The sequence below is a fragment of the Umezawaea beigongshangensis genome, assembly GCF_016464305.1.
GTDB lineage: Bacteria > Actinomycetota > Actinomycetes > Mycobacteriales > Pseudonocardiaceae > Umezawaea_A > Umezawaea_A beigongshangensis.
Genome location: NZ_JAEIOJ010000001.1, coordinates 788,325 through 812,253 on the forward strand (window position 1 = coordinate 788,325; position 23,929 = coordinate 812,253).

15 protein-coding genes are annotated in these 23,929 nt (G+C 74.5%); 14 read left to right on the forward strand and 1 reads right to left on the reverse strand.

The features are described from left to right. Positions 1 to 6: 6 nt before the first annotated feature. From IMZ35_RS03665 to IMZ35_RS03730, 14 genes are read left to right on the forward strand one after another with little or no spacing between them, the layout of a single operon-like run. A complete protein-coding gene (locus IMZ35_RS03665; protein WP_307867719.1) occupies positions 7 to 1,902 on the forward strand; it encodes an ATP-binding protein in 1,896 nt (631 codons plus the stop codon). Beyond that, positions 1,893 to 2,150, forward strand: a complete 258-nt coding sequence (locus tag IMZ35_RS03670) for a hypothetical protein (RefSeq protein WP_199439392.1) — start codon at positions 1,893 to 1,895, stop codon at positions 2,148 to 2,150. The genes IMZ35_RS03665 and IMZ35_RS03670 overlap by 10 nt, the downstream gene beginning before the upstream one ends. Beyond that, positions 2,147 to 8,266 carry an eCIS core domain-containing protein gene (locus tag IMZ35_RS03675; protein WP_199439393.1) on the forward strand — a complete coding sequence of 2,040 codons (6,120 nt, stop codon included), beginning with the start codon at positions 2,147 to 2,149 and terminating at the stop codon, positions 8,264 to 8,266. The genes IMZ35_RS03670 and IMZ35_RS03675 overlap by 4 nt, the downstream gene beginning before the upstream one ends. Further along, entirely contained in the window at positions 8,236 to 8,880 is a 645-nt protein-coding gene (locus IMZ35_RS03680; RefSeq protein ID WP_199439394.1) for a hypothetical protein, read from the forward strand. The genes IMZ35_RS03675 and IMZ35_RS03680 overlap by 31 nt, the downstream gene beginning before the upstream one ends. Next, entirely contained in the window at positions 8,877 to 9,515 is a 639-nt protein-coding gene (locus IMZ35_RS03685) for a hypothetical protein (protein ID WP_199439395.1), read from the forward strand. The genes IMZ35_RS03680 and IMZ35_RS03685 overlap by 4 nt, the downstream gene beginning before the upstream one ends. Positions 9,516 to 9,529: 14 nt before the next feature. Continuing rightward, positions 9,530 to 9,871 carry a LysM domain-containing protein gene (locus IMZ35_RS03690; protein WP_229369291.1) on the forward strand — a complete coding sequence of 114 codons (342 nt, stop codon included), beginning with the start codon at positions 9,530 to 9,532 and terminating at the stop codon, positions 9,869 to 9,871. Positions 9,872 to 9,874: 3 nt separating this feature from the next. After that, positions 9,875 to 11,005 (forward strand): phage late control D family protein, encoded by a 1,131-nt coding sequence (locus tag IMZ35_RS03695; RefSeq protein ID WP_199439396.1) that lies wholly within the window; start codon positions 9,875 to 9,877, stop codon positions 11,003 to 11,005. Between the two features lie 10 nt (positions 11,006 to 11,015). After that, a complete protein-coding gene (locus IMZ35_RS03700; RefSeq protein WP_199439397.1) occupies positions 11,016 to 11,528 on the forward strand; it encodes a phage baseplate assembly protein V in 513 nt (170 codons plus the stop codon). A 14-nt stretch (positions 11,529 to 11,542) separates the two neighbouring features. Then, positions 11,543 to 11,875 (forward strand): hypothetical protein, encoded by a 333-nt coding sequence (locus IMZ35_RS03705; protein WP_199439398.1) that lies wholly within the window; start codon positions 11,543 to 11,545, stop codon positions 11,873 to 11,875. Continuing rightward, positions 11,872 to 12,246: a GPW/gp25 family protein gene (locus tag IMZ35_RS03710; protein ID WP_307867720.1), complete on the forward strand. Its 375-nt coding sequence runs from the start codon at positions 11,872 to 11,874 to the stop codon at positions 12,244 to 12,246. The genes IMZ35_RS03705 and IMZ35_RS03710 overlap by 4 nt, the downstream gene beginning before the upstream one ends. Further along, the gene (locus IMZ35_RS03715) at positions 12,243 to 15,470 is read left to right on the forward strand and encodes a putative baseplate assembly protein (protein ID WP_199439399.1); all 3,228 of its coding nucleotides are present in this window, start codon (positions 12,243 to 12,245) and stop codon (positions 15,468 to 15,470) included. The genes IMZ35_RS03710 and IMZ35_RS03715 overlap by 4 nt, the downstream gene beginning before the upstream one ends. Continuing rightward, a complete protein-coding gene (locus IMZ35_RS03720; protein ID WP_199439400.1) occupies positions 15,467 to 19,303 on the forward strand; it encodes a putative baseplate assembly protein in 3,837 nt (1,278 codons plus the stop codon). The genes IMZ35_RS03715 and IMZ35_RS03720 overlap by 4 nt, the downstream gene beginning before the upstream one ends. Continuing rightward, on the forward strand, positions 19,300 to 21,528 hold the full coding sequence (locus tag IMZ35_RS03725) for a hypothetical protein (RefSeq protein WP_199439401.1): 2,229 nt from the start codon (positions 19,300 to 19,302) through the stop codon (positions 21,526 to 21,528). Before IMZ35_RS03720 ends, IMZ35_RS03725 begins: the two co-directional genes overlap by 4 nt. 13 nt (positions 21,529 to 21,541) lie before the next feature. Then, on the forward strand, positions 21,542 to 22,933 hold the full coding sequence (locus tag IMZ35_RS03730) for a DUF6519 domain-containing protein (protein WP_199439402.1): 1,392 nt from the start codon (positions 21,542 to 21,544) through the stop codon (positions 22,931 to 22,933). A 136-nt stretch (positions 22,934 to 23,069) separates the two neighbouring features. Here the strand turns inward: IMZ35_RS03730 and IMZ35_RS03735 are convergent, their stop codons facing one another. Beyond that, complete coding sequence (locus IMZ35_RS03735) at positions 23,070 to 23,897, reverse strand: IclR family transcriptional regulator (RefSeq protein ID WP_229370435.1); 828 nt, start codon at positions 23,895 to 23,897, stop codon at positions 23,070 to 23,072. Positions 23,898 to 23,929 lie beyond the last annotated feature (32 nt).

Sequence of the window (23,929 nt, forward strand, 5' to 3'; positions counted from 1 at the left end):
GAAGCGGTGGGACGACGGGGGTTGTCCGACGTGGACGTGCACCAGCGCGCCCTCGCCTCGGCGACGCGTGCCGTGCTGGCGCGGCTCGACGCCCACGCGGGCGTCGTGGACGCTCCCGTCGTGCCGGAGGAGCGCGGCGACGAGGTGTCGGCGCTCGACGCGCTGTGCGCGTGCTTCGGCCTGACCCCGTTCGAGCGGTCGGTGCTCGTGCTGACCGCGGCGGCCGAGACCGACGCGAGCACCGCCGCGCGCTGCGCCGCCGCCAGCGGTGACCCGCACCGCGACCACCCCACGTTCTCGCTGGCGCTGGCCGCACTGGAGAACCCGCACTGGAGCGCGCTGACACCCGTGGCGCCGCTGCGCCGCTGGCAGCTGATCGAGGTCGAGCGGGGAGCCGCGCTCACCACCTCGCCGCTGCGCATCGACGAGCGCGTGCTGCACTACCTCGCCGGGGTGCCGCACCTGGACGTCCGGCTGCGCGGGATGCTCACCGGTCTCGACGCGCCCACCGGCCTGCCCGCCTCCCAGCGCGACGCCGCGCGGGAGATCAGCGCGGTGTGGGAGGAGCGGGAGCAGGCGTGCGTGCAGCTCTGCGGAGCCGACCAGCAGACCCGCTGGGAGGTGGCCGCGGAAGCCGCCCGGCTGGCGGACGCGTCGCTGCACGCGGTGACGGCGGAGGACCTGCCGTCCGCCCCGGTGGAGCGCGAGGCGCTGGCGCGGCTGTGGGAGCGCGAAGCGCTGCTGCTGCCCGGCGCGCTGCTGCTGGAGGTCGGGGAGCCGACGCCGCAGCGGCTCGCCGCCGTGCGGTCGTTCGTCGGTGATCTGGGCGTTCCCGTCGTGGTGTCCTCGGCCGACCCGGTGGAGACGGGGATCGGGGCCTGGCCGCGCGTGACGCTGTCCCGGCCGACGCAGGCCGAGCAGCGCGCGCTGTGGACGACCGTGCTCGGCGACGACGCCGACGACCGCGAACTGGCCGACGTGGTCGAGCAGTTCTCCCTGCCCGCGCACGTGATCCGCCGGGCTGGCGCGTCGGCCCGCGCGCAGGGTGCGGGTGGCGCGTGGCGGGCGGGGCTCGCACACGCGCGGATCGCGCTCGACGAGCTGGGTCACCGCGTCGAGCCGCGCGCCACCGAGCGGGACCTGGTGCTGCCGAGCGCGCAGCACACCGTGCTGGACGAGATCGTCGCGCACGTCCGGCAGCGCGCGGTGGTCTACCAGGACTGGGGCTTCGACTCCGTGCTGCGGCGCGGCCTGGGCGTGACGGCGCTGTTCGCCGGCGGCAGCGGCACGGGGAAGACGCTGGCCGCCGAGGTGCTGGCCGGTCGGCTCGGCCTGGACCTGTTCGTGATCGACCTGTCCCAGGTGATCAGCAAGTACATCGGCGAGACGGAGAAGAACCTCCGGCGGGTGTTCGACGCGGCGGAGGGCGGCGGCGCGCTGCTGCTGTTCGACGAGGCCGACGCGCTGTTCGGCAAGCGCAGCGAGATCAAGGACAGCCACGACCGCTACGCCAACATCGAGGTCAGCTACCTGCTGATGCGGATGGAGGCCTACCGGGGCCTCGCGATCCTCACCACCAACATGAAGAAGGCCCTGGACACGGCGTTCCTGCGACGCATCCGGTTCGTCGTGGACTTCCCGTTCCCCGGTCCGGCCGAGCGCGCCGAGATCTGGCGGCGGGTGATCCCCGCGCGAACCCCCGTCGACGACCTGGACCCCGAGCGGCTGGCGCAGCTCACCGTGGCGGGCGGCAGCATCCGCAACGTGGCGCTGTCGGCCGCGTTCCTCGCCGCGGAGGAGGGCGTGCCGCTGGCGATGCGGCACGTGCTGGCGTCCTCGCGCACCGAGTACCTGAAGCTGGAGCGCTCCCTCACCTCGTCGGAGGTGGCGGGATGGGTGTGAACCGCGTCGAGGTGCACGTCGACGAGCTGGTCCTCACCGGCTTCGGCCGGGTGGACGGGGACCTGGTGGTGCGGGCGTTCCAGCGGGAGCTGACCCGCCTGCTGGACGGCGACGAGACCTCCGTCGCCCGCGTCTGCGCCGATGTCGTGGACGACCTGCCCGCTCTGCCCCGCACGGGATCGGCGCGGCAGCTGGGGCGCGCGCTCGCCCGGTCCGTCCACACCGGACTGAAGCGGGGCACGCGGTGACGCGGGCGCTGTCGCGGGCGAAGGCGCAGAAGCCCTCCGGCGAGCAGAAGACGCCGGAGCGACCACGTCCGGCCGCCCGTGCGCCCCGCGAGCTGCGGGAGGTCCTGGCGTCCCCCGGCCACCCCGTCGACCCGGGTGTGCGGCGCGAGCTGGAGAGCAGGCTGGGCCACGACTTCAGCCGCGTGCGGGTGCACCACGACCAGGACTCGGCCGCGATGACCGCCCTGCTCGGCGCGGACGCCGTGACGGTGGGGCAGGACATCTTCTTCGCCCGCGACACCTTCCGCCCGGAGACCACCGACGGGCGGCGGCTGCTGGTGCACGAGCTGCTGCACACCGTGCAGGCCCCGGTCGCGTTCGGCGCGCTGCGAGCGGGACGCGACAGCGGCGCGGTGAGCCTGCCGCAGGAGCCCGTGGAGCAGGAGGCGGAGCGGATCGCTCGCTCCGAACGGCCCGAGCAGCCCGTCGAGCGGGCCCGGGCGGGCGCGTCGTGGCTGCGCTACGCCACCGTCGACGCCGACCGGATGCGCACCGAGCAGCTCGACCCGGCGGCGCTGGTCGACCGGCTGGTGGCCGGTGTGCTGCGCAGCCTGCGCGGTGACCCGGAGGACGTGTCCGGGCGGGTGCGGGGGCAGCTGAGCCGGTTCACGCCGGAGCTGCGCGAGACGGTGCTGATCCGGCTGGAGACGCGGCTGCCGTCGTCGGAGTACGCGCGCGTGCTGGAGATCCTGGTGGAGGCCGACCGCGAGGCGGCCGGCGGCCCGGTGGACACGCCGGGCGTTCCGGAGCCCGTCGGCGAGGAGGAACCCGCGCCGGAGCAGGAGCCCGGCGAGCAGGAGCCGCCGTCGGAGCAGGAGCCGGACGAGGAACCCGCCGAGCAGGAACCCGGCACAGAGGAACCCGGCACCGAGGAACCCGGTGCCGGGGAGACGCCGGAGGAGGAGCCCCAGCAGGAGCCGTCTCCGGAGGAGGCCGAGGAGAAGCCGGAGGAGGCCGAGGCCGAAGAACCGGAGGAGGACGAGAAGGAGAAGGAGGACGGCGAGGAGAAGGGCGAGGAGGACGAGGCCGCGGAGGAGGCCGGGGCAGAAGCCGCTCAGCAGCCGCTCGCGCGGGCGCCGGGAGCGCCGGGAGCACCGCCTGCCGCCGGTGGGGCTCCGGCCGCGGGTGCCACGCCCGCCACCGGCGGCGCGGGGGTCGCGGAGCCGACACCCGCCGGTCCCGAGCAGGTGGAACAGGCCGAACGCGCGCCGGAGAGCCCACTGGCCCAGCACGGTCTGCTCGACCGGGACGACCGCGAGGACACCGAGCCGGAGCAGGAGCAGCCGATCGGTCTGGAGCCCGGCGCCGACGCCGAGGTGGACGTTCCCGAACCCGAGGAACGCGCCCCGGAGGAGGAGGGGCGGCCGGAACGCCCGCCGCTGACGCCCGCGGACTTCCTGCCCAGCACCGACCTGGACGTGTCGAACGTTCCCACGGCCGATCAGCTGACGCTGCCCAGCAGCGGTGCGCCGCCGAGCCCGCCGAGCGCGCCGAGCTTCCCCGCTCCCCCGCCGACCAGGGCCGAGCAGGAGGAGACGGAGGAGGCCGAGCCCGCCGACGCCGCCCCCGAACCCGTCGCTCCCGCCACCCCGGTGGAGGAGGAGGTGCCCGCCGAGCAGCCGCTGGCCGCCGAGGTCGGCCCGGAGCCGGGGGCCGAGTCCGCGGCACCCGTCGCGGAGCCCGTCGGCGCGGACCCCGTCGACACCCGCGCGCCCGGTGCCGTCACCGCTCCGGAGCCGGTGTCGCCGGAGACGGCGTCCCCCGGACCGACGACCGGGGGGCTGATGCCCGCGGGCGGACTCCCCGGTGCCGGCGCGCCCGCCGGTGATCCGGCCGGCGCTGGGCCGGAGGCCGCGCCCGAGCAGGTGGAGAACGGTCCGGCCCCCGCTCCGGAGGCGTCGCTGGAACCCGGCGGTGGCGGCTGCGGCGGCCCGCCCGCCCCGACCGCCGGTGAGGGCGCCGGTGGCGCCGGGTGCGGTGCTGGTGGCGGCGGTGGCGCCGGTGCTCCGGCCGCGGCGGCCGAACCGCAGGTCGCGCCGCCCGACGTGTCGTCCCAGCCGCCCGAGGCCGCGCTGGCCACCGTGTCGACGTTGCCGCCGGACCGGATGCAGACCTCGCTGGCGGGCGTGGACGCCGCGGTGAGCCGCGACGTCGGTGAGCAGCAGTCGGCCCTGGCCGCCGCGCCGCCCACGACGGAGCGTCCGTCGGGCGCCCCGCAGACGCTGTCCGGTCCCCCGCGGGCCGCGCCACCCGGTGACGCGCAGAAGATCACCCTGGAGAGGACCGCCGCCGAGAGCGCCGAGCGGCAGGAGCGGGCCCAGGCGGAGCGGATCGAGGGCCAGAACCGGGCCAACGCCGCGCCGCGCCCCCACGTCGCCGGAGACGCGCAGGGCAACCTCTCCCCCGACGAGATCGAGAACGTGCAGCAGGCCGTGGCGAACGTGCCGACCACGGACCCCGCGCTGAACACGACGGTCGGCCCCGCGCCCGAGGTGGAACTGGCCGGGGAGACCGATCCCGTGCGCACCGACCAGCAGGCCGGTGAGTTGCAGCAGGCCACCGGCACGATGCACGAGACCGGCGTGCAGGAGGCGGCCAAGCCGCTCGGCGAGGACCAGATCTTCCCGGACGTGCCCGCCGAGACGCTGACCGCGCAGGTGCCGGGAGGCGAGGGCGGTGGCGGCGCGACCGCCGGTCCGCTGCCCGGCGCGGGAGGCCCCGGCGGGGCCGACGCCGGGGTGGCGGTCGTGGCGCAGCAGGAGCGCGGCCCGCAGATCCAGGCGGGCGTCGAGCAGGGCGGCACGCAGATGGGCGTCGAGCGGCAGACGCAGCAGCAGGGCGCCGAACAGGCCAACGCGCAGCACGACGCCGAGGTCGCGGCGACCGTCCAGGAGAACGCCGCCGCGCAGACCGCCGAGCGCGGCAAGGTCGCCGCCGACGTCGCCGCGAAGCGCGAGGAGTGGCGGACCGAGCAGAACACGAAGGTCGAGGAGAGCAACGCCGAGGCCGGGGCGGAGCACGAGAAGGCACGGACCGGCATCAGCGACGAGAAGACCGAGACCGACCGCGAGGTCGAGCAGCAGAAGCAGGAGGACGACGACAGGATCGTCCGCGAGCGCCGAGCCGCGGAGGAGAAGGCGCGCGAGGAGAAGGAGGCCAAGCAGCGCGAGTCCGAGAGCGGTGGCTTCTTCAGCTGGATCGCCTCGAAGGTCACCAGCTTCTTCAACGCCCTGCTGGACGCGATCACCGACATCTTCAACGCCGCCGTGGCGCTGGTGAACGACATCGTCCGGGGCTTCGCGTCGATCGTCACGGGCCTGATCGACCTGGCGCGCGACGCGATCGTCGGCCTGATCGACGCGCTGGCGAACGTGCTGCTGGCGCTGTGCGACGTCCTCGCGGTGTTCTTCCCCGAACTGGCCGCGCGGATGCGCGAGGCCATCGAGACCACCCGCGACGCGGCCATCGCCGCCGTGAACGAGCTGGCAGACGAGCTCAAGGCGGGCGTCGAGTTCCTGCTCAACAAGCTGGCCGAGGCGCTGACCGGGCTGCTGCGCCTGCTGGAGGCCGGGCTCAAGGCCGCCGTCGAGGTGGTGCGCGGCGCCGTCAACGCGGCGATCGAGTTCGCGAAGGCCGCGATCCAGATGCTCGGCGAGTTCGCGGCGATCGTCGCCGACATCGCCTCGATGGGCGTCGGAGCGTGGCTGGGCAGGCTGGGCAGCTCGGCGAAGGAGGGCATCCAGAACCACCTGTGGGGCGCGATCAAGACCGCGGTGAGGCAGTGGTTCGACGAGAAGGTGGAGGCCGTCGTCGGGCTCGGCAAGACCGTGATCGACGTGCTGGTCAAGGGCTGCATCTCGATGGCCCAGATCGGCAAGATGGTGTGGGACTCCGTCGTCGCCGCCCTGCCGACGATCATCGTGGCGGTCGTCGTCGAGCGGGTCGTGTCGCTGATCGTCCCGGCGGCGGGCGCGGTCCTGGCGGTCGTGCAGGGTCTGATGGCCGCGTGGGGCTCGGTCAGCAAGATCCTCGGCGCGATCAGCGCGTTCATCGCGTTCGCCAGGGCCGTGAAGGCGGGTCCGGCCGCGTGCCTGTTCGCCGCCGCCGTGGCGGCCGGGGTCGTGGCGCTGCTGGAGTTCATCACGAACTTCCTGATGGCGAAGCTGGCGATGGCGGCCAAGGGCGTCGGCAGGGCGCTGAAGGGCATGGCCGCGAAGATCAAGAACGGCCTGGCGCGAGCGGGCAGGGGCGTGCGCCGGGGCGCGGGCAACGCCGTGAACGCCGCTCGCCGGGGCCTGCGCGGAGCGAGCCGGGCCCTGCGCCCACCGGGAGGCCGCCCCGGTCCGCGCCGCCGCCCCGGTGGCCCGGTGGCCGGAACGAGGGGCCGTCCCAGCACCCCCGACCGCCGCGCTCCCGACCGCCGCACCCCGTCGCAGCGCGCCGCCGACCGCCGCACGGCTCCGCGCGGGCCGGATCGCCCGTCCCCCCTGAACCGAGCCCGCACCGCCGTCCGCGACGGGGTGCGACGCGTGGCGACGACCCTGCGCAGGGTCGGCAAGCGGATCGCGAACAGCGGGCTGGGCAGGTCGCTGCGCAACACGGCGAAGAAGCTGCGCGACAGGTACCAGCGCGCCCGCGACCGCTGGAGGGCCAAGCAGCGGCAACGGGCGGAGAACCGCCGCCGCCGGGACGAGGAGCGCAACTCCCCGGAGTCGAAGCAGCGCCGCCTGGACCTGATCGTGGCGAAGATCAAGCCGAAGGTTCAGCGGCTGCTCTCCCGCGGTACCGGAAGCCGGATCCACACCGCAGCGCTCGCTGCTTGGCGGCTGTTCTACCGACTCTCCCGGCTGGTGCGGACAAGCGGCACGAGCTTCGGCGACCGCGCGCAACTCAATCCCGAGAAGCTCGTCGTCAACGGCGTCTCGCTGGACTCCGAACCGCTGCTGAAGTTCATCCGGGACGTGGAGAAGGACATTCTCGCTCAGCGCGACGCCAGGATTCAGGGACAGCAGCTCGCCACCACTCAGACGGCCACCGGTGCCACACAGACCACGATTCCCGCGAACGAGGACATCGCGACAGCGGGAGGTCTGCTCACACCACAGCTCGGAAAGCCGTTCCAGCGCAACGTCATCAACCTGGAAGGTGCGGGCGGCGGCCAGGTCTCGTCCCGGATGCTCAGCTCCTACGGCCAGCCGGGTGGCTTCTTCCTGGAGAAGATGAACAACGCGGGCCTCACCGGCGAAGGAGGCCGCTACTCGGACTCGGAACGGAGGATCCTGGGATCAGGCACCATGACGCAGACGTCCAGGGCTCTCGCGGTCTTCCAGCAGTCCAGAGCGACCAACTTCGGCGCGGACCCCGGCGAGATCGCGCTCCTCGGCATGCTGGCCCACGACACGGAGCCGCGACGCAATCCAGGAACCAGGGTCTTCTCGATACTGATCTCCGACCTCTACGCGGAGGTGCCCGGTCAGGGGAACCGGAAGCTTCAGACGCAGAAGTTCCTCCGAGCGTTCCGGATGCACCCCATGGCACCCGAGGGCTCGTCGAGCGCCGCCACCGTGCTGAACAAGTTCCTGGCGAAGCGACCGGGGGCGCTGGACGCGGCGGTCGAGAGACGGGTGCAGGCCCTGCGCCGGAACGGCGCTCCCCCGGAACTGCTCGTCGGAAACCTGCGGGACCTGCCCCAGTGGCAGAGGCGCGTTCACATGGTCCGGAGCGCGAACAAGGACGTCGAGCAGGCCACGAAGAGGATCGAACGCGCCCGCGGCAGCGCCGACCCGACCGTGCAGCGGGCCGCGCAGGCACAGCTCCGCGCGGCGCAGTCCCGACTGGCCAAGTGGAACACCCGCGAGTTTCGGTCGCTCCAGCTGTTGCAGAAGCAGCAGGACGCGCAGAACCTCGCCAATCGAGAGGTCAGAACGCTGCAAGCGTGGTTCAACACAGTCACCCCCATCGACAGCGACTCACAAGGAAATGCCGAGAAAACGCTGAACGAACTCAAGAGAAGAATAGTGGAACGCATGCAATCAGAATTCCCCTGGTGGACGCCGAACGTAAGGTTCAAATCGTGAAAGCGATCCAAAGAAAAGACGGTCATCGCTCGCGGCGCTACCTCTTCCGGAACTGGACCTCCCTGTCCGAGGTTCGCTCCATCGCACGAGCGAGCGCCTGGGACGAGGTGGGCGTCACGCCGGACGTGCCCGGAGATTCGGCCGAGGACCTCGTCGCGGTGTGGGAGCTGCTGCCCGGACTGCGTGCGACCTACACCAGAGAATCCGCGTTGAGCGCCGCTCACGTCGTCATCACCAGCAAGGTGGCACCGGAGGAGATCGACAGCGCGGTCGCTCTGTTCGAGGCGCATCCAGGAGTTCTGACGTTCGAAGATCTCATCCAGCAGGCCACCAGCACCCGCGATCCGGAATCGGAGGCGGAGGCGGTGGCGAGAGCAGGACTCGGCGCTCCCCTGGTCGCTGACGCTCGTTTCACCGACACCATTCAGAACGCCAGCGCCTCACCGCACACGAGAGTGCGGGAGGGTGCGCTGTGGGCCATGGCGTACACGGAGTGGATCGACTTCAGCGGCACCCTCGAACAGATCGCCCGATCGGATCCCGACGAGTTCCTCCGCGACTTCGCCACACGGGTGCTCCGCGTCTTCGAACACCTCGGTCTGGAGTCGACGTGACCCGGCTCACCGACGTACCTCGCCCCGTGCGGTCCGGGCTCGTCGTCGTCGACCCCGAGCGGGGGACGCCGCAGCGGATCATCGTCATGCAGTTCAACCCCGACTCGCTGGAGCGCAGCCTCGCTCCGCTCGCCTCGGGGGCCGAGCAGGGTGACCGGACCGAGGCGTTGCGGCTCAAGGGACCGGCGATCGAGACGTGGAAGTTCGCGGCCGAGCTCGACGCCACCGACCAGCCCGACGTGCCCTCGCCGTTCGGCGTCCACCCGCAGCTCGCGACGCTGGAGATGCTGGTGCACCCCTCCAGCGGGCAGTTGCGGGCCAACGAGCGGCTCGCCGCGCTGGGCACGCTGGAGATCACGCCGATCGAGACCCCGCTGACGCTGTTCGTCTGGGGCGCCAAGCGGGTCATGCCCGTGCGGCTGACCGAGCTGTCGATCGTCGAGGAGGCGTTCGACGCCGACCTCAACCCCTACCGGGCGACGGTGAACCTCGGGCTGCGCGTGCTGTCCGTCAACGACCTGCCCGCGGGCCACCGGGGCGCCGAGCTGTACCTGGCGCACCTGGCGCAGAAGGAGCGGTTCGCCGGCTCCGTCGCGGTGTCCCGGCTGGAAGCGCTCGGGCTGCGTTCCCTCTGACCACAGGAGATCCGATGACGACCCCCGAACTGCCCGCACCCGCCTCCTACCCGCGCACGAGCCGGTACCACGGCGTGGAGACGGCGGTGCACGTGACGCCGGACGGTCGCCGGATCCCCCACCTGCGCCGCCGCCCGCTGCCCCCGCCCGAGTCCTTCACGGCCATCGGCGAGCACGTGGTCAGCGAGGGCGACCGGGTCGACCTGCTCGCGGACCGCTACCTCGGCGACGCGGGGGCGTGGTGGCGCGTCGCCGACGCGAACCCGGTGCTCGACCCGGCCGAGCTGACCGCCACGCCCGGCCGCGTCGTGCGGATCACGCTGCCCGCCGGCGTTCCCGGACCGGCGCGGGGGTAGCCGGTGGCCGACATCGCACCCGTCCACCTGACGCTGCTCATGGGGCCCCGCATCCCGGTGCCCGTGCCGCGGCAGGTCACCGACGCCCTGCTGTCCGCCCAGGTGACGATCACGGCGGGCCAGCGCAGCGGGTTCCAGCTCTCCTTCGACCTGTCGAAGAAGGGACTGATCCACAACACGCTGCTGCCCGCGGGGTTCTTCGACCCGGAGATCCGGGTGGTCCTGTCGGTCACGGTGCGCGGCACGCCGACGGTGCTGATGGACGGCGTCTGCATCCGGCAGGAGGTGGGCATCAGCAACGAGCCCGGCCAGTCGACGCTGACGGTCACCGGCGAGGACCTGACGGTCCTCATGGACCTGGAGGAGAAGCCGGAGATCCCGTTCCCGGCGATGTCGCCGGCGGCGCGGGTGGCCGCGATCGTCGCCCAGTACGCGACGTGGGGCATCACGCCGCTGGTGATCCCGGAGCTGTTCCCGCAGACGCCGATGCCGACGCAGCGCGTCGACTTCCAGCAGGGCACCGACCTGGCCTACGTCACGGAGCTGGCGAAGGCCAACGGTTACGTGTTCTACCTCGATCCCGGCCCGGTGCCGGGGATCAGCCGCGCCTACTTCGGCCCCGAGGTGCGGCTCGGCGTGCCGCAGCCGGCGCTGACGGTCAACTCCGACGCGGCGTCGAACGTGGACCAGATGACGTTCAGCTTCGACGGGACGGCGCGCGAGCAGCCCGTGGCGGTGGTGCAGATCCCCGCGACGAAGGTCTCGACGGTGCTGCCGGTGCCCGAGGTGAGCGTGCTGCGACCGCCGCTGGCGGCGCGACCGGCGCCCGCGCTGAAGAAGAAGGTCGTCGCGGGCACGGCGAAGAAGGACGCGCCGCAGGCGCTCGCCGAGACGCTGGCGAAGGCGGCGGAGTCGGCGGACGCCGTGTCGGGCTCCGGTCAGCTCGACGTCGTCCGCTACGGGCACGTGCTGCGCGCGCGCGAGCTGGTGGGCGTGCGAGGGGCCGGGATCACCTACGACGGCCTGTACTTCGTCAAGAGCGTCACCCACAACCTCCAGCGGGGCGGCTACACGCAGAACTTCACCCTCGCCAGGGAGGGCCTGATCGCCCTGCAACCGAACGTCGTCCCGTGAGGTGGCCACGATGAGCTCCGAAGCAGACCGCTACCTCGGCAAGTACCGCGGGACGGTCGTGACCAACGTCGACCCGATGGGCATCGGACGCATCCAGGCGCAGGTGCCGGACGTGTTCGGCAGCACGCCGTCCACGTGGGCGATGCCGTGCCTGCCGGTCGCGGGACCGCAGATGGGCCAGTACGTCGTGCCGCCGGTCGGCGCGGGCGTGTGGGTGGAGTTCGAGCAGGGGGACAAGAACTTCCCGATCTGGAGCGGCTGCTGGTACGGCTCGCGCGCCGAGGTGCCGCCCGCCGCGTTCACCGGCCCTCCCGCCTCGCCGAACATCGTCGTGCAGACCACCGGGCAGCACTCGATCGTGCTGTCGGACCTGCCGGGCGCGGGCATCGTCCTGCGGGCCGCGGGCGGCGCGACGATCACGATCGGCGACGCCGGAATCGTCATCAGCAACGGCCAGGGGGCGTCGATCGCGCTGACCGGGGCGACCGTCCAGATCAACCAGAACGCGCTGACCATCACCTGAAGGGGGAACGCACGATGGCTGGATTCCTGTTGCACGTCAACGCGACCGTGTCCTGTCCGCACGGGGGCCGGGCCACGGCGTCGCCCTCGCAGCAGCGGGCGCTGGGAAGCGGTCAGCCCGTCTCGGTGCTCCCGGACGTCTGGACGGTCACCGGCTGCGCCTTCACCGTCGGCGGGAAGCCGCAGCCGTGCGTGACGGTGCGCTGGACGTCGGCGGCGGCGCGGGTGCGGGCCGGTGGGCAGCCGGTGCTGACGCAGGGCTCCACGGGGCTGTGCCAGAGCGCCGAGCAGGCCCCGCAGGGCCCCGCGCTGGTGGTCGTGCTCCAGGAGAGGGCGGCGGGGTCGTGACCGGGCGCACGGACATCGCGTTCCCCTTCCGGGTGGACGGGCGCGGGCGCACCGCGGACACCGGCTACGACGAGCACGTCCGCGACATGATCGAGCAGCTCCTGTTCACCAGTCCGGGCGAGCGGGTGATGCGGCCGGACTTCGGCTGCGGCCTGCTGGACCTCGTCTTCTCGCCCAACAGCCCCGAGTTCGCCGCCGCGCTCCAGCTGTCGATCCAGGCGAGCCTGCAGCGCTGGCTCAGCGACGTGATCGACGTGGAGGCGCTGGAGGTCGTCAGCGAGGACAGCGAGCTGCGCGTGCGCCTCGTCTACGTGGTCCGGCCCACCGGGACCCGGCGGACCGACGTGTTCGAGAGGGGGGCCGGAGCATGACCAGCAGCACCGGCAGCACCGGCAGCGCCGCCGTGTCGTGCCGCGCCGACGGGCGCAGGGCGAAGGTGCGGGAGCGGCGCCGCAACGGCGTCGACGGCGTGGAGGTGTCCGACGACGGCCTGACGCTGACCGTGACGTTCCTCGGCCGGGCGCCCGCCGACCTCGCGCCGGAGAACGTGCGGATCGACGGCGGGCGCAGGATTCGCGACGTCCGGGCGGTGGAGGTGCGGGTCGAGTCGTCGGAGGACGCCGAGCTGGACGACCGCGCGCACGTCGTCCTGAACAGGGTCGGCGACCACTCGGCCTACTCGCTGTCGGTGGTGCGGCCCGATGCGCGCGGCCGTCCGGGCACCGAGCCGTACGCGGACTTCGACCCGCGCTACGCGAGCGCGGAGTTCGCCTTCCACCAGTCGTGCCCGAGCGAGGTCGACTGCGCGCGGCACGACGAGTGCCCGCCGCGGCGGGAACCGCCGCCGGTGATCGACTACCTGGCGCGGGACGACCTCTCCCTGCGCCGCCTGCTGCTGGACCGCCTGACGCTGACGACCCCCCGGTGGGTGGAGCGGCACGTGCCGGACCTCGGCGTCACGCTGGTGGAACTGCTCGCGCACGCCGGCGACCAGCTCGGGTACCAGCAGGACGCGGTGGCCGCCGAGGCGTACCTGGACACCGCGCGCCGCCGGGTGTCGGTGCGCCGGCACGCGCGGCTGGTCGACTACGCGATGCACGACGGCTGCAACGCCCGCGCGGTCGTCGTGCTGGACGTGGACCGGCCGGTGGAGCTGGAACCGGGCGAGCACCGCTTCGCCGCGATCGACCTGCACCGGGTCGACCCGCTGCGCCGCCCCGCGCTCGGCCCGGTGATCACCGAGGAGGAGCTGGACGACCTGCCGCCGGAGACGGCGTGCGAGGTGTTCGAGCCGCTGGGGACCGCGGGAGCGACGCTGCACCCGGCGCACGGCGAGATCCGCTTCTGGACGTGGGGCGACCGGGAGTGCTGCCTGCCGCTGGGCGCGACGGCCGCGACCCTGCGCGACGAGTGGCTCTGGCACGGTGACGAGCAGGGCGGTGACGAGCACGGCGGCGACGAGCACGGCGGCGACGAGCACGGCGGCGAGCAGGGCGGCGAGCAGGGCGAGGAGCGCGGCGGCAACCACGGGCCGCGCGAGCGGGCGCTGCACCTGCGTCCGGGCGACCTGCTGGTGATCGAGGAGGTCGTCGGCCCGAGGACGGGCGCGGCGGCCGACGCCGATCCCGCGCACCGGGCGGTGGTGCGGCTGCTGACGGTGACGCCCGACGTCGACGACCTCTACGACCAGCCGGTCGTCGGGGTGACGTGGGCGGTGGAGGACGCGCTGGAGTTCAGCGCGTGCCTGTCCTCGCGCGGCGGCCAGGACTGCTGCCCGCTGGAGGACGTCACCGTCGCCAGGGGCAACGCGGTCCTGGTCGACCACGGCCGCGGCGGCTTCTCCGAGCTGATCCGGGTCCCCCCGGCGGGTGTCGTCCCGGCCGACTGCGCGCCGCCGGAGTTCGGCTGCTCCGGCGGGGGCGCGGACGATCCGGGGGCCGCGCTGATCGGCGCGCTGCTGACCCGCACCGGGGACCGGGCACCGCTCGGCGTGGCCGACGTGCGCGCGCTGTCCGACGTGCTGGGCGAGGCCGCGACGACCCGTGCGGGCATCGTCGTCGACCTCGACGCGGGCGAGGAGCGCGTGCTCCCCGACACCGCGGGCGAGCAGCACGCCGCGCTGCGGACCCTGCTGGCGCGGGTGAGCTACCCGTCGGCGCCGCGGCGGTTCCGGCCGCTGCTGCAGGGGGTCCCGGTGACCCAGCGGGCGCCGTTCCCGGCGCCGCGGGTGGTCGCGGCCGGACAGGCCGGTGTCCTCGCGACGATCCCCGGCCGGGTCGAGGCCCGGCTGACGGAGCTGTGGCGGCGCGTGCGCGGCGGCGGACGGCTGACCAGAGCCCACCTGGACGAGCTGGAGGTGCTGTTCGGCGAGCGGGTGCTGACGGCCCTGCACGTCACCGAGCGGTCCGCGCGGGCGCTGCGGGAGCTGCTGTCGCGGCACGACGAACTGCTCGCCGGGAAGACGCGCCGCCTGGACGTGCTGCGCGAGCGCGCGCTGGCCGGCGGGGTGCTCGACGAGGGCGTCGTCTGGGAGCTGGCGCAGACCTGGGGCGGCGGCTACGCCGAGGGGCTCGCGCCGGACGACCCCGCGCTCACCGGCTCGGCGCGCTCGGCGCTCACCTCCGACCCCCGCGCGGCCCTGCCGTCGGTCGTGCTGTCCGAGCGGGGCACCGACGGCCCGGTGTGGACGCCGCGCCGGGACCTGCTGGACAGCGGGCCGCGCGACCTCCACGTGGTCGGGGAGCTGGACGACGACGCGGTCGCCGCCGGTCGGCTGGCGCTGCGCTTCGGCGACGGCGAGCGCGGCGCCGCCCCGCCGGCCGGCCGGGTGCTGGTGGCGTCCTACCGGGTGGGCGGCGGGACGGCGGGCAACGTCGGCGCGGAGGCCGTCGGCCACCTCGTCGTGCGCGGCGGCGACCTCGCCGGGGTGCTCGGGCTGCGCAACCCGCTCGCCGCCGTCGGCGGCACCGACCCGGAGCCGGTGAGCGAGGTCCGCTCGCTCGCCCCGCTGGCGCTGCGCCGGACGCTGCTGCGCGCGGTCACCGCCGCGGACTACGCCGAGCTCGCGAGCGCCGTGCCGGGCGTGCAGCGGGCCGCGGCGGAGCTGCGGTGGACGGGCGCCGGCCGCGAGGTCCGGGTCGTGGTCGACCCGGTCGGCCGCGGCGAGGCGGGGACGGAGCTGCTCGACGCGGTCGCCGCCGCGCTGCGGCCGGTGCGCCGCATCGGCCACCAGGTGGTCGTCGGCCCGGCCGTGCTGGTCCCGCTGGACGTGGAGATCGCGGTCCGCGTGGCGGCCGGCCACCAGCGCGGGCACGTGCTGACGGCGCTGTCCCGCGCGCTGCGCGCGGTCTTCGACCCGGACGCGCTGAGCTTCGGCGAACCGGTGCGGACGAGCCGCCTGGTCGCCGTCGCGGCGGCCGTCCCCGGCGTGGTGACCGCGCACGTCGTGCGGTTGCGGCGCCTGTTCGGCCAGGACCGCGGCGAACTGGCCGCGGGTCTGCTCACCACCGGCCCGCTGGAGATCGCGCAGCTGGACGACGACCCGGACCTGCCGGAGAACGGCCGGTTGACCCTCACCGCAGGAGGTGGACGTTGAGCACCTGCGACCGCTCGGACTGCTGCACCGGCATCTCGGTGCGCACGCCGGTGACCGCGACCAACCCGCCCGGCCTGGACGCGGTGGCGCACCGGGTGGGCGAGCACGCGGACTTCTTCGCCACGATGCTGGCGAGGCTGTCCAGCCCGGCGCACCCCGCGCTCGCCGGACTGACCGCGCGCACCACCGACGACCCGGCGATCGGACTGCTGGACGCCGCCGCGGTGCTGGCCGACCTGCTCACCTTCTACACCGAGCGGATCGCGGCCGAGGGCTACCTGCGGACCGCGACCGAGGAGCGGTCGCTGGTGCTGCTCGGACGGCTCGTGGGGCACCAGCCGCGACCGGGGGTGTCGGCGGGCACCTTCCTCTCCTACCTGCTGGACGAGGCCGCGCAGCGGGAGGGCGAGCCCCCGGTGGTGGTCCCGCGCGGCGCGCGGGCGCAGAGCGTGCCGGGGCCCGGTGAGGACCCGCAGTCGTTCGAGACCTCCGAGGACCTGGTGGCGCGCTCGTCGTGGAACGACCTGGCGGTGCGCACCAGGCGCCCCTACCAGCTCACGATCGACGACCTCGACGAGCGGGAGTCCGTCGTGGTCGCCGGGGTCACCACGAACCTGAAGCCGGGCGACCGGCTGCTGTACGTGTTCGGGACCGAGCGGGACAGGCAGCGGTTGCAGATCGTGTCCTCGGTGGAGCTGGACCGGCCGGCCGACGTGACGGTGATCGGCAAGCCCCCGGCCGCGCTGCCCGACCTGGAGGAGCTGCGCCAGGAGCTGCGCGACCTGCTGGACCCGATCCTCGCCGACGATCCGGCCGACGAGGACGACGCCGTGATCGGGCGCAGCGTCATCCTGCGCCGGTTCGTCGCCGACGTGCTCGTGCCGCTGCGCGCGGACGTCGGCGACGACACCCCGGAGAACCCCGGCACGCTGCTCACGCCCACGGCCTGCGCGGCGCGGCTGACCGAGGTGCTGGAGCGGCTGGCCGAGGTGCTGGAGCTGGCCACGCGCTACGCGAACGTGCGCGCCTGGCTGGAACGGCTGCGGTCCGCGCTGGCGGCGCTGCGGCAGCAGGCGGGCAAGCTCGAACCGCCTCAGCCGCAGGAGGAGAGCGCCGGGCTGTTCCACTCCCTCGGCCTGGACGTGGTGAGCCCGCCCGGCGAACAGCCCCGGCCGCCGAACCCGGCCGTGCTGGGGCTCGGGGTGCTGCTGGGCGCGCTGCGCACGCCCCCGGCCCGTCAGCCGTCGAGCGCGCGGCAGCTGCGGCGCGATCCGGCCGCGCTGTTCGCCTCCGGGTCCGACCTGGGGGTGCAGGTGCTGGCCGCGCTCGATCCGCGCGTGCGCGACGCGCTCTACCCGGCGTGGCGGCGGATCGACCTCACTGCGCCGCTGGCGGTGCAGGAGCTGCTGGCGATGCGCGCGGTGGCCACCCCGTTCGGGGCCACTGCCCCGCTGCGGGCGGTCCCGACGACCGGTGGCGGCGTGCGGCAGGAGGAGTGGCAGCTGGAGGCGCCGCAACTGCTCGGCCTGAAGGTGTTCTACGACGTGGCCACCCCCGATCCGGACCCGGACCCCGACCCGGACGTGGAGGCCGAACCGGCCGTGCGCGGCACCCCCTCCTCGGCCGAGCTGGTGTTCGAGCTGGACGCGAACGCGTGGCGCGAGACCCTGGACCTGTCCGAGGACGACCGGATCGACTTCGGGCCCGGCGCGGTGCGGCACACCACCGCCGAGTCCGGCACGGTGACCTTCGCCTTCGAGGAGCACCTGCCGGTGCACTCGGTCTCGCTGTCCGCGGTCGCCACGGCCGACGCGGCGGTGACGGTCGCCTTCCCCGGCGGGTGGTCCCCGCCGATCGCCGGGATCTCGCTGCCGCCGAACACGGTCAGGGTGACCGGCGCGACCGACCCGGTGACCGGCCGCAGCACGCAGATCGTGGCGCGGCGGGTCGTCCCGGTCACCCCGGACGACCTGCCGTTCGTGGAGGTCGTCTACACCTCCAGCGCGCGCATCCCGGCCAACGTGCTCACCCTCGACGCGGTGTACGACGGCGTGGGCGTGGGCGGCTGGGTCGTCGTGGAGCGTCCCCGCAAGCGGCAGTCGCTGCCGGGGGACGACGGGCTGGCGCTGGTCACCGCGCGGGTCGGCGGCGTGCGCACGGTGGCCAAGCAGGCGTTCGGGATCAGCGGGAAGGTCACCGAGCTGGTGCTGGACCGCCCGTGGCTCGACGGCGGCGACACCAGGCTCTCGCAGATCAGGGACACGACGATCTACCTGCGCGGCGATCCGCTGCGGCTGGCCGACGAGCCGGTGCTCGACGACGTGGCCGGCGGCGAGATCGAGCTGGCCGAGCTGCACGACGGGCTCGCGCCGGGGCGCTGGATCGTCGTGTCGGGCGAGCGCACCGACCTGCCCGGCAGCCCGGCCGGAGTCCTCGGCACGGAGCTGGCCATGATCGCCGGGGTCGAGCAGGACCTGGACGCGAGGACACCGGGCGACACCGTGCACACCACGATCGCGCTCGCCGCGCCGCTGGCCCACCGCTACCGGCGCGACACCGTGCGGATCAGGGGCAACGTCGTGCGGGCCACGCACGGCGCGAGCCGCGACGAGCCGATCGGCAGCGGCGACGCGAGCGTGCCGAACCAGCGGTTCTCGCTGCGCCAGGGCCCGCTGACCTGGCTGGCGGCCGACAACCCGCTGGGTGCGGAGAGCACCCTGGAGATCCGGGTGGACGGTGTGCGCTGGCACGAGGTGGACAGCTTCGCCGGGCGCGGCCCGGACGAGCGGGTGCACGTCGTGGAGACCGACGAGCGGGGTGTCGTGTCGGTCCGCTTCGGCGACGGCGTGCGGGGCGCGCGGCTGCCCACGGGCGTGGAGAACGTGCGCGCCCGCTACCGGGTCGGACTGGGCGCGGTGGGCAACGTCGGCGCGGGCCGGATCACCCAGCTCACCACCCGTCCGCTCGGCGTGTCCGGCGTGGACAACCCGCTGCGGGCGACGGGCGGCGCGGACCCGGACGACGCGGGGCAGCTGCGGCGCAACATCCCGCTCCGCGTCACGGCGTTCGACCGGCTGGTCTCGGTGTCCGACCACGAGGACTTCGCCCGCGCCAGGGCCGGGATCGGGCGGGCGAGCGCGCGGCGGCTGTTCGACGGTTCGCGGGAGATCGTGCACGTCACCCTCGCCGGTGTGGACGACGTCCCGCTGGAGGACGACTCGGACGTGGTGACCGCGCTGCGCGCCGCCCTCGCCGCGCACGGCGACACCGGGCTGCCGGTCGTCGTCGCCGTGCGGGAGCCGGTGCTGCTGGTGGTGTCGGCGAACGTCCGGGTGCTCCCCGACCACACCTGGGAGGTCGTGGAACCGGCGGTGCGGGCCGCGCTGCTGGCCCGGCTCGGCTTCCGCAACAGGGAGCTGGGGCAGCCCGCCCACCTGTCGGAGGTGCTGGCCACCGCCCAGGCCGTGCCGGGCGTCGACCACGTCGACGTGGACGTCTTCGCCGGGGTGCCCGGCGGCATCACCCCCGTCGAACTGGACCGGCTCGCCGACCGGCTGGCCGCGCCGAACCCGGTCGTGCCGGCCCGCCCGGCGGTGTTCGAGGTGCGGGAGCACGTCGTCACGGGGGCCGGGGGGCAGACGCTCACGGCGGTGGCCGCCGAGAACGGCATCACCGTCGCGCAGCTCCTGCGGCTCAACCCGGACATCACCGACGCGAGCCGGTTGCCGAGCGGCCGGCGGGTCGTCGTGTTCCGCGGTGTGCGGCCCGCCCAGCTGGCGATGCTCTTCCCGGCGGTGCCGGACACGTTGATCCTCAGGGAGGTCAGGCCGTGAGCGGACGACCGGACAGGCTGTTCGAACTGCTGCCGCAGTTCCACCGCAGGCGCGACGCCGAGACCTCGGGAGCGCTGCGGGCGCTGCTCGCGCTGATCGACGAGCAGCTGGAACTCGTGCGCTCCGACGTGGACCAGCTCTACGACGACTGGTTCGTCGAGACCTGCGCGCCGTGGGCGGTGCCCTACATCGGCGACCTGGTCGGCTACCGGGCGCTGCGCGGTCACGAGGAGGCCGTGGCGCGCGGCGGGCGGGCGGCGGCCGCGCTGGCCGAACGGCTCGCGCCCAGGGCGGACGTCGCGGCGACCGTCACCAACCGGCGGCGCAAGGGCACGCTGCCGCTGCTGGAGAACATCGCGCGCACCGTCGCCGACTGGCCGGCGCGCGCGGTGGAGTTCGGGCCGCTGCTGGCGGCGCACCAGCCCGTGCGGCTGTACCCCGCGGACGCCGCCACCGCGGCCCGGCGGGTCGCGGGCGCGGCGGCGCGGACGGTGGACGTGCGGCGCGGCGCGGAACTGGACCTGCTGGGCACACCGTTCGACGGGGTCGCACACCTGCCCTCCGCACCCCGGATCAGCTCGGCGCGCACCCGCGGCAGGCACTCGCTCCCGGCGGCGGGAGTGTTCGTGTGGCGGCTGAAGCCGTACTCGATCACCCGCGCGCCCGCCTACTGCATCGACCGGGCCCGCAACCTGTTCACCTTCTCCATCCTGGGCAACGACGTGCCCCTGGTGACGAGGCCGGTCGCCGAGCCGTCGCCCGACCACCTCGCGACCCCGGCGAACGTGCCGGGGTTCATCGGGCGCCGCGAGCTCGCCGGTCAGCTCGCCGACCACTACGGCCCCGGCAAGAGCTTCGAGATCTGGCGGGACGGCGAGGACCGGCCGGTTCCGCTCTCCGACCTCGTCGTGGCCGACCTGTCGCAGTGGTCCTACCGGCCGCAGCGCAGGCAGGTCGCCGTGGACCCGGTGCTGGGACGGCTGGCGTTCGGAGCGCGCTCCGCGCCCAGGCGGGGCGTGTGGGTGAGCTACCACCACGCGTTCGGCGACGACACCGGCGGGGGCGAGTACCCGCGCGTCGACCGGGACGCGCCCGGAAGGCGGGTGTACCGGGTGGGGCCGGGGCAGCCGTTCAGCGGGATCGTCGAGGCGTACCAGCGGTGGCGCGCGGACAAGGACGCGGGCGAGGCGGGACCGGACGCCGTCGTGGAGATCACGCACAGCGGCGCGTACCAGGAGCAGATCGAGTTCGTCCTCGACCACGGCGACCGGCTGGAGGTGCGGGCGGCGGAGGGCGCCAGGCCGGTGATCCGGCTGCTCGACTACTACAGCAACCGTCCCGACGCGCTGATCGTGCGGGGCTGCCCGCCGGAGGACGACGAGCCGGGGTGCGGTGGGCCGCGGCCGCCCCGGCTGGTGCTGGACGGCCTGCTGATCACCGGGCGGGGCGTGCACGTGAGCGGACCCGTCGGCGAGGTCGTCGTCCGGCACTGCACCCTCGTGCCCGGCTGGACGCTCGAACCCGACTGCCGCCCGGCGCAGCCGGAGGAGCCCAGCCTGACGCTGGAGAACACCGGGGTGTGCCTCCAGGTCGAGCGCAGCGTCCTCGGCACGATCCTGGTGATCGCCGACGAGGTGAGCGCCGATCCGCTGTCGATCCACGTCTCCGACAGCGTGCTCGACGCCACCGGCAACGACCTGGAAGCGCTGTCGGCTCCCGAGTGCCGGCACGCGCACGCCGTGCTGTCGATCAGGCGCAGCACGGTGTTCGGCGAGGTGCACGCGCACGCCGTGCGCCTCGGCGAGAACAGCGTCTTCACCGGCCGGATGCACGTGGCCAGGCGCGGCACCGGGTGCCTGCGCTTCTGCTCCGTGCCACCCGGTTCCCGCACGCCGCGCCGCTACCGGTGCCAGCCGGACGGGGTGTTCGCCGCGCTGCGCGACCTCGCGGAGAGCGGCGACCTCGACCCGGCCGACCTGCCCGCCCTGCGCGACGCCGAGGAGCGGAGGGTGCGCCCGCGGTTCACCAGCACCCGCTACGGCACGCCGGGGTACGCGCAGCTGTCCGAGCGCTGCGCGCCCGAGATCGGCCGCGGCGCCGAGGACGGCTCGGAGCTCGGCGCGTTCCACGACCTGTTCGGGCCCCAGCGGGAGGACAACCTGCGGGCCCGGCTGGAGGAGTTCCTACCCGCCGGCACGGATGCCGGAATCGTCTACGTCACGTGAGGAGTGAGGACGAATGCAGGCCGATCTCTCGCGCCTGGTCTTCCGGCCGGAGAACAGGTTCTCGGCGGTGCTGGCCCAGCAGGGCCGGGTGCAGCTGGACGCCGACGCCAACGAGCAGGTGCTCATCGCGCTGCACCGGGACCGCACCACCGTCGTCGACCTCGTCGGCGGGCACGGCGGTCCCGCCGGCGCTACGGGTTTCGGCATCGCCCACACGCCCAAGGGCAGGGCGCCCGCCGACCTGACCATCTCGCCGGGCCGGTACTACGTCGACGGCATCCTCGTCGACGCCGGTGTGCCGCGACCGGGCACACCGGTCCCGGAGGAGACCGACGCCGACGAGCCCGCGGCCGAGCCGTCCGGCTGGACCTACTGGAACCAGCCGGACGCGCACCGCGACCCCGAGTTCGGCGACGAGGAGCACCACCTGCCCGACGTGCCGTTCCTGGTCCGCCTCGCGGTGACCGAGCGGCTGGTCACGCACGTGCAGGACCCGTCGATCAGGGAGACGGCGCTCGGCTCGTCCCTGCCGGACACCACGGCCCGCGTCAAGGTCACCTGGCAGGTGCTGCCCCTGGTCCTGGAGGTCGGACCGCGCGCCGGGCGCGACGCCGTGCTGGCGGCGTTCGACGAGTGGGTCGCCGCCTCGGCGTCCACGGCGCGGATGGCGGCGCGCACCGAGCGGCCGTCCAGGGTGGAGGACGACCCGTGCGTCACCGCGCCGGACTCCCGCTACCGGGGGCCGGAGAACCAGCTCTACCGGGTGGAGGTGCACCGCGGGGGCACGGTGGGCGACCGGGCCGACAGGCCCACCCTCAAGTGGTCCAGGGAGAACGCCTCGGTGGTGTTCGGCGTGGCGTCGGTCGAGGGAGCCGTGGTGACGCTCGCCGACCGGGGGCGCGACGGCAAGCTGGACCTCGACGTGGGCGACTGGGTCGAGGTGCTCGACGACGCGGCGCTGGCGCGCGGGAGCACGGCGCCGCTGGTGCAGGTCGTCGACGTCGACAGCGGCGGCCTGCTGGTGGAGCTGTCCGCCGAGCCGGAGAACGGCGGCGGCCCGCACCCGTTCCTGCGGCGCTGGGACCACCGGGCGCCCACCGGACGCGGGGCGCGCAAGCTCGTCGGGGGCGCGCTCCAGCTCACCGAGGGCGGCTGGCTGGACCTGGAGGACGGCGTGCAGGTGTGGTTCGCGGAGGGCGGTGACTACCGCGCGGGCGACCACTGGCTGCTGCCCGCGCGCACGCTCACCGGTGACGTGGAGTGGCCGCGCGACGCACGGGGACGGCCGCTGCTGCGGTCGCCGCACGGCGTCGTGCACCACCACGCGCCGCTGGCGTGGGTGACGGCGTCGGGCGTGCAGGACCTGCGCAACGCGTTCGCACCGCTGGCGACACCGCTGACGTGACGCGGTCGCGGGTCCGGGCCGTGTCGCCCGGACCCGCGACCAGGGCCAGCGGGACGTCCACCGAGCTGATTCCGCTCACCCTGCTCGAACGCCCACCTCACCCTGCCCGAACGCTCAACTCGCTGTGCTCGAACGCTCAACTCGCCGTGCGGCCGCCTATGCGGGCCGTCAGTTCGGCCGCTTCGCTGCGGACCTGCTCGGCCAGGTCGGGCCAGGTCTGGCCGCACTCCTCGTCGCACACGTGCCGGAAGGTCACGGTGACGGCGGCGGTGGGCCTGCCGCCGTGGTCGAAGACCGGGGCGGCCACGGAGGCGAACCCGGCCGTGACGTGACCGTCCTCCACGGCCCAGCCGCGCCGCCGCTCGGCGGCCAGCACCCGGCGCAGGGCCGGCAGGTCCCGCGGGCCGCGTCCGGTGCGGTTCACGAACGCGGCGGCCGACGGCAGCAGCGCCCGCACCTGGGCCGCCGGGAGCCGGGCGAGCACGGCGCGGCCCGACGCGGTGAGGTGCGCCGGGAGCCGCACCCCCACGTCCGACACGAGCGACTGCGGCTGCCGCGGCTGCTCCCGCACCAGGTAGAGCGCCTCCGGGCCGTGCAGCACGCCGAGGTGCGCGGTGTGCCCGACCCGGTCCACGAGACGGCGCAGCAGCGGCCGGGCGAGCCGTTCGAGCGGGTCGTGCCGCAGGTAGGCCGATCCCAGCTCGAACGCCGCCACCCCGAGCCCGTAGCGGCGCTCCTCGGGGTAGCGGGTGGCGAACCCGGCGTCCGCCAGCTCCGTCAGCAGGTGGTACGTCGTGGAGCGCGGGAGGTCGAGCTCGCGCGCCACCGTCGCCGCCGACACCGGCCCCGGCCTGCTGGCCAGCAACCGCAGCACGGCGAGCCCCCGCCGCAGGGCGGGGATGCGCGAGCTGTGCCGGATCGCCGCTCCTTCGTCGCGGCGGTTCGGGCGCTCCGCGCCGGTCATCTCCACCTGCTCGCGCACCGGCCGCACGGGCT